Raw genomic sequence first — 11,824 nt, 5'->3', positions numbered from 1 at the left:
GATCAAGCCTTCCTGGCAATGGAGTGAACCCGGCCTGCCGTCTCATTGCCAACATAGACGCCGAAATTGCCAAGCGAGCTTTCCGCCGCGAAGCGATTGAGAATATCCGCCGTGGCCGAGCCGCCCGCACCGGCAAGCTGATCAACCGCGATGAAATTGCCGCATTTCGGCGCGCCGGGACCGGCAAAGGCCCGGTAAACGATATGCTGGCATGCCTCGCTCTTGTCTTCGTAGACGGAATAGAGAAACCCGATGGTAATGCCGAGCCCGGTCAGGTGTTCAAGATGGGCTTTCAAATCCTGCAACGGCTCGCCGCTAACCGCATGACAACCCGGCAGGCTGCGGCCATCCTCGCCCACCAGAAGCACCTCGCCATCACGCTCGATAACGGCGCTCAGATGCAGCGGGCCATCGCTTGCGGCGCTGACGGCTTTTTCGGCAAGGGCCGGTGTGAAATAACCACCGCGCACATAGCCAAGCCCGTTCAACTCGCTTTTGTCGAATGCCCGTACCCGCCCCAGCAGCACGACATGGTCGCCTGCCTCAATCACCTGTTCCAAACTGCAATCAAACCAGGCAGACGTCCCGGAAAACACAGGCGACCCATGGGGTCCAAGCTGCCAGTCCACAGTTGCAAACCGGTCTTCGACAGGCCGAGCAAAGGTGTTGGACACGTCCTTTTGCCCGTCAGACAATATATTGACGGCAAAGCCTTTGGCCCTGGTCATCACCTCAAAATTGCGCGAGGTTTTGGCAAGACAGACCAGCAGCAAAGGTGGATCTAGCGACACCGACGTGAAGGAATTGGCGGTAAAGCCGATGGTAGAACCGTCAGAACCAAACGTGGTGACAACGGTGACGCCAGTGGCGAAAGCGCCGAAGGCATCGCGCAGGCTGCGGGGGTCGATTATCGCTTCGCTCATCCGCGCGCCTCACTGTTGGTTTTATCGGCACTCATTGACGTGCCTCCGGTAACGCCAGCCACGCGGCCATGATGTCATGCACCTCTTGCGGTGCCGTGAGATTGACCATGTGACGATGGCCGGGAACGATCCTGGCCATACCCTCTTGCGCCTGCCCCGCCATGGCCTGCGCCATTTCAACCGTCGAGTTCGGATCGCCGGCACCCGTCAAGAACAGGGCCGGACAGGAAACCTGCGGCCAGCAGTCCGCGTAGGTTTCATCCCCATTGGAAAAGGCACGGTAAGCGGTGGCATAGGCATCGACATTCATTTGCCGCAGGCATTGCTCGGTCAGAGCGCGAGCGGCAAGGCTTACGGCGTCGCTGTCGAACCAGCGCTTCAACGGCCCTTCAATATCAATGCCGTCGGCGGCAATCGACTCTGCCCGAGCAAGAACCGCAGCCTTAGCAGACACGTCACGCCGGTAGACACCATTGACGAGCGCCACGCGCCGGATTTTCTGCGGAAAGCTGGCGACGGCACCGCCTGCAATCAACGCGCCCATCGAATGACCGGCCAAGTTGACCGGCCCAAGATCGACTTCCTCCAGGAACCGACCGAGCCAGGCAACGAAATCCGGCAGCTCACTGCCTTTCGGCAAGGCAAGACTCTGACCATGGCCCGGCATATCGACGGCGATGACCCGATGGCTGGCGGAAAGGCTTGCCATTTGCGGCCACCATGCTTCCAACCGCATGCCGACGCCATGAACCAGCACCAGCGGCTCGCCGCTGCCTTGCTCCACATACGCGGTTCCATCAGGGGTAATGCGGCGCTCGACCGCCGGAAATGGCGATGGGGCCGTGCCACGCATTGCTGCCATTTCCATCTCATCGCCCCCGCTTATACGCCGGCCGGGTTGGCGACATCCTGGCCCAAATCTTTCAGATCCTGATAGCGGTCACCAATCCGGTGATGGGGCCTTCCGCCGACAGATGCGCCGAGCCCGACGACAATTTCGTCAGCGGCTGGCGCATCGGCAATCGCCGTCTGGATCGTCAAATAATGGGAGCGGCGGCCTTCGTCATTCTTGTCCATCAATGGGATCATGATCGGCGCATTGGCCGGACCGCGCGTGTTGCAGAAGGCGAGATAGGATTTGGCCCCCACCGCTGTGCGGTAATGGTTGCCGAACCGCAACGTATGGATCAGCGCCGAAGCATGCTCGATCTCGCCATCAAGACCGACAACGGCAACTTTGCCATAGGCCTCGACCGCCTCGCCGGAGCCAACGGCTTCCAGGATCATACCAGTCAGAAGCTCGCCGAGAACCGGGGCGCATTGATGAATTTCCGGCTTCAGATCTTCGACAAAACCGCGTCCAGCCCAGGGATTTTTAACGACGGCGAAGGCCGCGTAGAGTTTCAGCGGCTTGGGCGCGGCCTTGCCTCCTTCCACTAAAGTGGTCTCCACATGCAGAAGAGTTTTGCGGATTTGCAGGGACATAGCTTACCTCAAATATCAATGTTGGTATTATGGTATGCCAAGCTATTTCAGAGTCAAGCGACTTGTCGATCAGGAATTATTTTTTCTTCAAGAGAATAACATTATTTGATCTCAACTGCGGATCTGGCCTGCTCAGCAAGCACAGCGACGGCAATCTCAGAGGCGCGCTGCACATGATCAATTGCGGCCTGCTCAGCAGCGGGTCCGTCGCCATTGCGGATGGCCTCGACAATCCGTTGCATCTGGGCTGGCCCCTCTGTCGCCCGGCCATCGGTCTTAATGGTCATCGAGCGCAAATGGTTGATCCGCACGGTCATTTGTCTTACCACGCCCCAGGCAATCTGCCTGTCAATCCGGGTAAACAAAGTCTCGTAAAATCGCGTCGTTTCCTTCAAGACATCCGCCATGTCCTGGCGAGCATAGGCGTCCTTGATCGCGTCCAGCGCCTCTGACAAGCCAGCCACGATAGCCGGATCTCCCCTCTCTGCACAAAGCTTCGCCGCCATGCCTTCCAAAGCCGCACGGATTTCATAGATCTGCCGGGCTTCATCGACATCCAGCAGTGCCACCATCGGCCCCTTGCTTTGGGGATTGCTGACCAGACCCTCGGACTCCAGATGCCGCAGCACTTCGCGCACCACGGTTCGGCTGACCCCAAGCTGCGCGCAGAGATCACGTTCGACCAGCCGGTCGCCCGGCTTGAAATAGCCGCTGATGATCGCGTCGCGGACTTTCTCAAGCGCCAGTTCCCTGAGCGTCTTGGTTGGGCGCTCCACCTTTATGGTCTCTGTCATTCCTTAAGCCTTCCCGGCAACCAGACCGCTCATCAAGAACAGGCAATTCACCCGTATTATGGTCTACCAAAAGCCAAAATGACAAGCAGGAATGACACCATCACGATTTAGGCTTGGCATGGCGGGTTTTCAGTACATTGCGAATGGAAAAGCTGGAGTGGATGCGTGCTACGCCGGGTAGTTTGGCGAGGATTTCCTTATGGATTCGCTCAAAGTCATGGGCGCTGTCCACCTCCAGTTTCAAGAGGTAATCCGATCCGCCGGTCATCAGAAAACATTCCTGGATTTCCGGATATTTCCGGATAGCGGCCTCAAAGCGGTTGAGATGATCCTCTGTCTGCCGATCGAGTGTGATGTTGATGATCACGGCAATGCCATCGTCCTTGTCAGACTTGCCGAGAATGGCCGTATAGCCGCTGATATAACCCTGCTTTTCAAGGAGTGCGACACGTCGCAGGCAGGCTGAGGCGGAGAGCCCGACAGCCGCCGCCAGACTGGCATTGCTGATGCGCGCATTCAGCTGCAATTGGCGCATAATGGCCCGGTCGATGGCGTCGATACCACTCACGCAATAATCCTCATTTTCTTCGCAGAAAATTGCGCAAAAATTCACAAAGCACAAGAGCTGCCGATAAACCGCCCGGAAATTTCGTGGATGTTTCAATATCATCGAAGAAAAACGGGGTACAGTTATGGATATGTCTATCAGCCACGACCTGAATGCCGATGCGTTTTCCGCCCGTCTTGTAATCGACCTCGACGCGCTTGCCGACAATTACCGCCAATTGGCCGCTGAAGCCGCCCCGGCCGAAACCTCCGCTGTCGTCAAGGCCGATGCCTATGGCCTTGGAGCCGCCCGCGTCGCGCCCGCCCTCTGCCGGGCCGGATGCCGGAAGTTCTTCGTGGCGCATGTGCAGGAAGCAGCTCGCCTGCGGCAGCATTTGCCCGGGGGTGCCGAACTGTTCATTCTCAACGGTTTGCAGCCGGGCGCAGAACCTTTTGCAGCGGCAAATGGCTTCATGCCGGTGTTGAATTCGTTAGAGCAGCTTGCCAATTGGTCGAAAACGGCAAGCGAATTTGGACGGACCCTGCCCGCCATCCTGCAATTTGATACCGGCATGTCGCGGCTCGGCTTTTCGCCAGAGGAAGCGACTGTTCTCGCGGGCAATCCCTCCCTGTTATCCGGCCTCTCCATCCGCTTCATCATGAGCCATCTCGCCTCTGCCGATGACAGCGCCAGCAGCCAGAATGCCGCTCAATTTTCGGTCATGCGCGAGCGACTGACGCAATTCCCAGGCATTCCCTTGTGCTTTTCCAATTCAGGCGGCATCTTTATCGACAAGCAGTTTCACGGCGCGTTGGTCCGCCCCGGCGTCGCACTTTACGGAGCAGTACCCAGCGATCTGGCAGGGTGCCGCATGAAGCCGGTGGTGCGGGTCGATGCGAAGGTGATCCAGACCCGAACGGTACCAGCCGGAGCCTGCGTCGGCTACGGCGCGACCTATGTGGCCACCAAGGAAACCAGGCTGGCCACCCTTGCCATTGGCTATGCGGATGGCCTGCCGCGCTGTTTGAGCGACCGGGGCGCCGCCTATTATGGTGATATCCGTTTGCCGATTGTCGGGCGGGTGTCGATGGACAGCATGACGGTCGATATTTCAGCCCTGCCACCCGGTGTGTTGACACTCGGCAGTGTCGTCGAAGTCATCGGGCCACATCAGACCTTGGAGGATGTGGCGCAAGCGGCGGGTACGATTGCCTATGAAATCCTGACCAGCCTTGGTCATCGCTATCACCGCGACTATATTTCCGCATAAGAATATTGGGGAACGACATGAAAGTTACCATTCTTGGCGCGGGCGTGATCGGCGTCACCAGTGCCTATTATCTCGCCAAAGCCGGTCATCAAGTAACCGTCATCGACAGGCAGACGGGTCCGGCGCTTGAAACCAGTTTTGCCAATGCGGGCGAAGTGTCCTTCGGCTATTGCTCGCCCTGGGCGGCACCGGGCATTCCGCAGAAGGCGTTGAAATGGCTGTTCATGGAACATGCCCCACTGATTCTGCGACCGAAAATCGATACCGCCATGCTGGGTTGGATGCTGAAAATGCTCTCCAACTGCACCTCCGGGCGTTATGCGATCAACAAGAGCCGGATGCTGCGGCTGGCCGATTACAGCCGCATTGCGCTGGCGCAACTGCGCACAGAAACCAATATCGACTACGACCAGCGCATGCAGGGTACTTTGCAGCTGTTTCGCACCCAGGCGCAGCTGGATGCCTCGGCGAAAGATGTGAAAGCCCTGGCGGCAGACGGTATTCCCTATGAAGTGCTGGACCGTGAAGCCTGTATCAAGGTCGAGCCAGCGCTTGCAGCAGCCCGCCACAAGATTGTTGGCGGCTTGCTGACTCCGAAGGACGAGACCGGCGACTGTTTCAAATTCACCAACCAGCTCGCTGAAAAGGCAGCCTCGCTTGGCGTGGTGTTTGACTATGGCCGCACCATAGAGCGGCTGGTGGTATCGGGTGGCAAGGTCACCGGCGTTGTCACCGACAAGGGAACCGAAACCGCCGACGCCTATGTCGTTGCACTCGGCAGCTATTCGCCGCTGCTGCTGAAGCCGCTCGGCATCACGCTGCCAGTCTATCCGGTCAAGGGCTATTCGCTGACCATTCCGATTGTCGACCCTTCGAAATCACCCGAATCCACCGTGATGGACGAAACCTACAAGATCGCCATCACCCGGCTGGGCGACCGGATCCGGGTGGGTGGCATGGCGGAAATTTCCGGCTATACCAATGATCTCGGTGCTGCACGTCGCCGCACACTCGAACATTCCGTCACCGATCTTTTTCCCGGCGGCGATATGGCCCGCGCCGATTTCTGGTCCGGCCTTCGCCCAATGACGCCTGACGGTACGCCGGTGATCGGCGCAACCGGCATCAGCAATCTCTACATCAACAGCGGCCACGGCACACTGGGCTGGACGATGAGCTGCGGTTCGGGCCGTTTGCTCAGCGACATCGTCAGTGGCCGCCAGACCGAGATCGACAATGCCGATCTGGCACTGAGCCGCTATGCCGCTGGTCGCGCCGGATAACCAAGGCCTATTTGAAGGGCCGGACATGTTCCGGCCTGAAACCAAGGCCGATCAACCGCCCGGCGATATGGGCAAGCAGCGGCCAGCGGGCAATGGTCTTCAGGAATGCAGGCGGGCCGGAGGGCTTGGCCGGTGCTTCGTTCGCAACCGTCTCATCCTCGGGCTTCGGCTTGCGGCGCATCATCAATTGCAGTTTCTGCGTCGCCTTGGTTGGGAACAGGCGTCGCTTCTCGATGGCGGCGAGATAGGCGTCCAAAGGCTCGCCTGATAGTAGTGGTTTTGCCAGTCGGTTGGCCGCGGCCACGGCATCCTGAATGGCCAGATTGACGCCGACACCACCAATCGGCGACATGGCATGGGCCGCATCGCCAATGCAGATCAGTCCGGGCTTCCACCAGCGTTTCAGCCGGTCGATACGGATGCTGAGAAGATAGAGATCGTCAAATGAGGTGACTTCCTGCACCCGCTCAGGCGACAGCGGCGAAACCAAAGCCACGGCTTGACGGAAAGCTTCGATCCCCTTGGCTTTGACCGTATCGAAGCTGCCTTTGCGGACGATATAGCCGCATTGCCAATAGTCGCCGCGATCAATCATCACGAAACCCTGCCTTGGGCCGCCATGGCCCATTGTATAGGGCGGATCTTGCGGCTGGTGGGACAGCTTGAACCACAACACATCGCTTGGGCTGCCAAAGCTTTCCACCTCCAGCCCCGCTTTTGCGCGAGTCACGGAATGACGGCCATCGGCACCGACCAACAGCCGGGATCGCAGCGTCATCGGGCCTTGCGGGGTGGAAGCCGTCAAGCCTGCAACCCCATCGGAACCTTCCAGCAATGTCTCCACCCTGGCATTCATCAACAACCGAAAATTGGGGTATTTACCCGCTTCGCGGGCCAAAAAATCCAGAAAATCCCATTGCGGCATGAAGGCGATGAACCGGCAGCGGGTCGGCAATCGGGAGAAATCAGCCATCGTCACATCGCGCCCGCCGATTTCCGCATGCAAAGTGGGCGCCTGCACATGCGGCAGTTTCAACAGATCTTCGAGCAGGCCAAGCTCATGCATCACTTCCAGTGTGGAGGGGTGCAAGGTGTCGCCGCGAAAATCGCGCAGGAAATCGCCGTGCTTTTCCACCACAGTGACATTAACCCCGGCGCGGGCCAGCAGCAGGCCGAGCATCAGCCCGGCAGGTCCTGCACCGACAATGGCGCAATCGCAGTCAATCTTTTCCTCAATGGGCGCGGCAGGAATAAGATCGTTCTGTGCAGTCATGATCCGTGCCTCTCATCATCGCTCATGCGCCTGGATAACCTCCAGGAAAGCATCGCCATACCGTTCCAGCTTCGATTGCCCGACGCCGGAAATACCCAACAGTGCCTTACGGCTTTGCGGTCTCTCTGTGGCAAAGGCGATCAGCGTCGTATCTGGAAAGATCATATAGGGCGGCACGGAAAGGTCCTTGGCAATCGCCATGCGCGCAGCCCGTAGCGCCTCAAACAATTCCATATCGGCACCCTCCAGCGCAGATTTCGCCTTTGCGGCAGCGGGCGAAGCATTGCGCGCCGCCTTGCCCTTGGTCGGGCGGTCCTTGCGGAACCGCACCTCACGCTCCCGCTTGAAAACGGCGCGGGCGTCCGGCTCCAGTTTCAACGCGCCGAAAGCGTCATGATCGACCCGGAGCAGACCGGCGGCCAGCAATTGCCGGAACACCGATTGCCAGGTTTTCAAAGGCAGATCCTTGCCCGCACCGAAGACTGGCATGTCAACATGGCCGAAACGGGCAGTCTTGTCGTTTTCATTCCCCAGCAGCACATCGATGACATGGCCGGTGCCGAACCGCTCCCCGGTCCGGTAAATCGCCGCCAGCGCCTTGATCGCCGCGTCGGTTCCGTCCCAGGTTTCAACCGGCTTCAGGCAGGTGTCGCAATTGCCGCAAGAACCGGGATGCACTTCGCCGAAATGCGCCAGGATTGACTGGCGGCGGCAGCCGGGGGTCTCGCAAATCGCCAGCAGCGCGTTCAACTTGGCCCGCTCGACCCGCTTGACCTCCTCCGCCGAAGTGCCGCCATCGATCATCCGCCCGCGCTGGATGACATCAGCCATACCATAGGCCATCCATACATCCGATGGCAGTCCGTCACGCCCGGCCCGTCCGGTTTCCTGGTAATAGGCCTCGACAGAACCCGGCAGATCAAGATGCGCCACATAGCGGACATTCGGCTTGTCAATGCCCATGCCAAAGGCGACAGTCGCCACGAGACAAAGGTTTTCTTCCTTCAGGAAGGCGTCCTGATTGGCATCGCGCAGCACCCGGTCCATGCCGGCGTGATAAGCCAGCGCCCGCACCCCTTGCGTATTGAGCCATTCCGCCGTGTCCTCCACCTTGGCGCGCGACAGGCAATAGACAATGCCACTCTCGCCTTCATGGCGCGCCAGAAACCGCAGGAGCTGCTGGCGTGGCTGGTCGCGCTCGACAATTTCATAAGCGATATTGGGCCGGTCGAAGGAGGTGGTAAACACCTTGGCCGATTGCAGGCCAAGCTTGTCGATAATGTCATCGCGCGTATGGGGATCGGCGGTTGCCGTCAACGCCATGCGTGGCACGCCGGGATAGGCCTCGGCAAGCTTGCCCAGTTCCCGATATTCCGGGCGGAAATCATGGCCCCATTGCGAGACGCAATGGGCCTCGTCTATGGCAAACAATGCGATCTTCGCAGAGCCGATCACATCCTTGAACGCAGGGGTGACGATCCGCTCCGGCGTGACATACAGCAGATCGAGCGTGCCATCGGCAATAGCGCGCCGCACCTCGACAAACTCCTCCCGTGACAGCGAGGAATTCAGCGCTGCCGCCCGCACCCCCACTTGCTTCAGCGCCTCGACCTGGTCGCGCATCAAGGCAATTAGCGGCGACACCACCACGCCGACCCCATCGCGGCACAGCGCCGGAATCTGGAAGCACAGGGATTTACCGGCACCGGTCGGAAACAGCACGACCGCATCGCCACCGACCACCACCTGCTGAACCACCTCGGCCTGCTTGCCGCGAAAGGCCGAATAGCCATAGACCCGCTTCAGGATGGACAGCGGATGTCTTTCGCCATTATCGAATGTCGGTTCGTGGCGGGGCTGGCTTGACGGCATGGCATTGCTTTCGAGACATTATGGATGCCCCAAACAGGGCTGTTCAACCGGCTGCCCGATGGCAACGCAAGCCAAGAGATAGAGTTATATCAGGCCCCGTGCAACCTGCATCACCCTCGGGAGCGCCGGATGAAAACAGTCAGGGTCAACAAACCCCAAAAACAACCATTACGGGAGCCAGAACGGTTTTGCATAGCGCAACGAAATCCATCCTTCAACATATGAGTCATGCAAACTCGCCTGAGGTATCGGGCGTCTGTCTTTGATACAATTTCCCATCAGCATGCATTTGGAAATGCTATCAGAAATGTTAAACGGGGCGACTGAAAATCGTGAAAACTGTCCTTGGCTTGGCGATGACATCAGATACTGACAAATCACGCCGCCCTTCAGGACATTGGGTTCGCCGCGTTGCGCGCTGGCTGGAACTGCGTGCAATCGGGCTGACGCCTGAACATCTCGACATCTTGGATGGCCTTCGTTCGGCCCTCATCGTCGGCGTTCCCATTCTCATCGTCGCGGCAGGGCAGAGCCAATATGGCTGGTCGATTTTTGCAGCGTTCTGGACCTGTCTGGCCGATACCGGCGGCGAAAAGCGGTTTCAGCGGCGGATGCTGGCGACCTTCGCGCTGCTTGGCAGCCTCACGGCTTTCCTCGCATCCTGGCTTGCGGGTTTCGGGCCTGTCGCAGGGCTTGCCGCTGGCTCAATTCTCGTCGGTTTGACCGCATTGCTGCCGGTGCGCTGGCCTGTCGTGCCGCTTGTCGCCACACTCCTTGGCGTGGTTGGCGTTGTGGCGGCGGGTTATCCCCACACGGCACCGCAAGCGGCCCTGCTCGCCTGTTCTTTTCTGGCTGGCAGCGCCTGGGCTGCCCTCGTGCTGACTGTGCTCTGGCCAACAGATGCCTGGCGCCCGGCACGGCGCGCCATTTCCGCCGTTTACGCCCGCCTGGCCGATATGACGCTTGATCTCGACACGATATCTCAGTCCGCAGCCACGCAAGTCTGGACCTTCAAGAGCAGCCAGCATCGGCGCGCCGTGCGCAATGCGATGGAGCGCGCACGGTCACACCTTGCCCGCGCAGCACACCCTTCTGAACAAAGCGATAAGACCACCCTTCATGTCGCGCTTCTGGCGGCAGACGATATTTTTCACGCCCTGCTGGCGCTTGACCATCTACGTTCATCCGAGCGGCAGGCCGATATCGGCAAGCTTTGCGCCGAGGTCATCCGGCCAAGCCTGATTGCGGCGGCCCAAAATCTCACCCTGCATACAGAGCCGATGGCCGAGCTGCAAAACCGGCTTTCCGTGCTGGAGCAGAGCGTTTCTGACCGCCATGACGCCGTCGCGGGCGCGGTACGGAGCATTGCAACAGCACTCCAATGGAAAGCAGCGCCGGACTTTGTGGGAGCGGCGGGACCAGAACAGGCCGCTTTGGACAAGATGACGCAGGCCCGGCAGCGGCAGCATTTTTTGCGTGGTGCGGTTCGCAGCGCCATGGGCGTGACCGTTGTCACTGTCGCCGCCCATCTGCTGGCTTTGAACTATCCCTATTGGGCCGCCATGGCCGTCGTCGTGGTTTTGCAGCCGGACCGGCGGATGAGCTGGAGCCGGGCGCTGGAGCGTATCGTCGGTTCGGTGGTGGGGAGCGCCCTGGCTCTAGCGTTACTGACCGGCATACCGGCATCAGGGCTACTCACCGCCATCATCATTCCCCTTGCGGCGGCAACCATTGCCCTGCGCTCCGTCAGCTATACGCTGTTCGTTACCGTGCTGACCATGCTGTTCGTTCTCACCATGGACATGTTGCACCCCGGCGCTGGCATAGCCTCGGCGCGAATGCTCGATAATATCGTCGGCAGTCTTGCCGCAATCATTGTCACCTTCCTCGTCTGGCCCGACAAGGCACCGACCCTGTCAGAACTGGCAGCCCGTGCACTGGAGGCCAATCGTGCTTACCGGGACGCTGCCGAACGCGGCGACGTGGCCCAGATCGCTCTCACGCGTCGCGCTGCCGGAATTGCCAGCACGGAAGCTGAAATAGCTTTTCATGCACCCGATCGTTACCTTGGGAAAACGCCCCCCGCCACCGATGTCGAGACACTGGCAAAGGCGCGGCTACTCGCTGGCGAAGCGGCTGTTCTGTGGCATAGCAGGTAACGACCGAGGCCGGAGTCACTCAGACCTGCACCTGGAAACGCTCTTCTTTCCATAGCGTCTTTATGAAATCCTTATTTCCCGCCCTTGCATTCCCTATCGAGATTTAATGTCATTCGGGAGGATTGTGCATGCCTGACCACAGACAGGAGCACAATGTGACTGATTTGCTATTCATCGCCATTGGACTGGGGAGCTTTGTCGCTCTTGCGGTCTATGCC

At 59.3% G+C, this 11,824-nt stretch carries 10 protein-coding genes; 3 read left to right on the top strand and 7 right to left on the bottom strand.

Annotated features, from left to right (window positions below):
* Nucleotides 1-2: 2 nt before the first annotated feature.
* The 5 genes from FS819_RS22690 to FS819_RS22670 form a co-directional block, all read right to left on the bottom strand.
* A complete protein-coding gene (locus FS819_RS22690) occupies nt 3-923 on the bottom strand; it encodes a flavin reductase family protein (protein WP_156549511.1) in 921 nt (306 codons plus the stop codon).
* Nucleotides 924-954: 31 nt separating this feature from the next.
* Nucleotides 955-1,791, bottom strand: coding sequence for an alpha/beta fold hydrolase (locus FS819_RS22685; protein WP_156549509.1), 837 nt, complete (start codon nt 1,789-1,791; stop codon nt 955-957).
* A 14-nt stretch (nt 1,792-1,805) separates the two neighbouring features.
* Nucleotides 1,806-2,408 carry an amino acid synthesis family protein gene (locus tag FS819_RS22680; protein ID WP_156549507.1) on the bottom strand — a complete coding sequence of 201 codons (603 nt, stop codon included), beginning with the start codon at nt 2,406-2,408 and terminating at the stop codon, nt 1,806-1,808.
* A gap of 101 nt (nt 2,409-2,509) precedes the next feature.
* Nucleotides 2,510-3,202 carry a GntR family transcriptional regulator gene (locus tag FS819_RS22675; protein ID WP_156549505.1) on the bottom strand — a complete coding sequence of 231 codons (693 nt, stop codon included), beginning with the start codon at nt 3,200-3,202 and terminating at the stop codon, nt 2,510-2,512.
* A gap of 100 nt (nt 3,203-3,302) precedes the next feature.
* Nucleotides 3,303-3,770: an Lrp/AsnC family transcriptional regulator gene (locus tag FS819_RS22670; protein ID WP_174083564.1), complete on the bottom strand. Its 468-nt coding sequence runs from the start codon at nt 3,768-3,770 to the stop codon at nt 3,303-3,305.
* A 124-nt stretch (nt 3,771-3,894) separates the two neighbouring features.
* On the opposite strand from FS819_RS22670, the gene alr reads away from it, so the two are divergent.
* Both alr and FS819_RS22660 read left to right on the top strand, forming a co-directional pair.
* The gene (gene alr / locus FS819_RS22665) at nt 3,895-5,019 is read left to right on the top strand and encodes an alanine racemase (RefSeq protein WP_156549501.1); all 1,125 of its coding nucleotides are present in this window, start codon (nt 3,895-3,897) and stop codon (nt 5,017-5,019) included.
* Between the two features lie 17 nt (nt 5,020-5,036).
* Nucleotides 5,037-6,302, top strand: coding sequence for a D-amino acid dehydrogenase (locus FS819_RS22660; RefSeq protein WP_156549499.1), 1,266 nt, complete (start codon nt 5,037-5,039; stop codon nt 6,300-6,302).
* Between the two features lie 7 nt (nt 6,303-6,309).
* Here the strand turns inward: FS819_RS22660 and FS819_RS22655 are convergent, their stop codons facing one another.
* Nucleotides 6,310-7,575, bottom strand: a complete 1,266-nt coding sequence (locus FS819_RS22655) for an FAD-dependent oxidoreductase (protein WP_156549497.1) — start codon at nt 7,573-7,575, stop codon at nt 6,310-6,312.
* Between the two features lie 15 nt (nt 7,576-7,590).
* Nucleotides 7,591-9,447, bottom strand: coding sequence for a DNA helicase RecQ (recQ, locus tag FS819_RS22650; protein WP_156549495.1), 1,857 nt, complete (start codon nt 9,445-9,447; stop codon nt 7,591-7,593).
* A 356-nt stretch (nt 9,448-9,803) separates the two neighbouring features.
* On the opposite strand from recQ, the gene FS819_RS22645 reads away from it, so the two are divergent.
* Nucleotides 9,804-11,606, top strand: coding sequence for an FUSC family protein (locus FS819_RS22645; protein ID WP_156549493.1), 1,803 nt, complete (start codon nt 9,804-9,806; stop codon nt 11,604-11,606).
* Nucleotides 11,607-11,824 lie beyond the last annotated feature (218 nt).

The organism is Allorhizobium sp. Av2, assembly GCF_021462805.2.
Taxonomy (GTDB): Bacteria; Pseudomonadota; Alphaproteobacteria; order Rhizobiales; family Rhizobiaceae; genus Allorhizobium; species Allorhizobium vitis_G.
Note: the sequence above shows the minus strand (reverse complement) of the source record. Positions and strands in the feature narration are given on the sequence as shown.

Bases quoted from the DNA above. Each gene is read 5' to 3' on its own strand.
- FS819_RS22660 (WP_156549499.1), top strand. From the start codon at position 5,037: ATGAAAGTTACCATTCTTGGCGCGGGCGTGATCGGCGTCACCAGTGCC.
- FS819_RS22690 (WP_156549511.1), bottom strand. From the start codon at position 923: ATGAGCGAAGCGATAATCGACCCCCGCAGCCTGCGCGATGCCTTCGGC.
- recQ (WP_156549495.1), bottom strand. From the start codon at position 9,447: ATGCCGTCAAGCCAGCCCCGCCACGAACCGACATTCGATAATGGCGAA.
- FS819_RS22645 (WP_156549493.1), top strand. From the start codon at position 9,804: ATGACATCAGATACTGACAAATCACGCCGCCCTTCAGGACATTGGGTT.
- FS819_RS22675 (WP_156549505.1), bottom strand. From the start codon at position 3,202: ATGACAGAGACCATAAAGGTGGAGCGCCCAACCAAGACGCTCAGGGAA.
- alr (WP_156549501.1), top strand. From the start codon at position 3,895: ATGGATATGTCTATCAGCCACGACCTGAATGCCGATGCGTTTTCCGCC.
- FS819_RS22655 (WP_156549497.1), bottom strand. From the start codon at position 7,575: ATGACTGCACAGAACGATCTTATTCCTGCCGCGCCCATTGAGGAAAAG.
- FS819_RS22685 (WP_156549509.1), bottom strand. From the start codon at position 1,791: ATGGAAATGGCAGCAATGCGTGGCACGGCCCCATCGCCATTTCCGGCG.
- FS819_RS22680 (WP_156549507.1), bottom strand. From the start codon at position 2,408: ATGTCCCTGCAAATCCGCAAAACTCTTCTGCATGTGGAGACCACTTTA.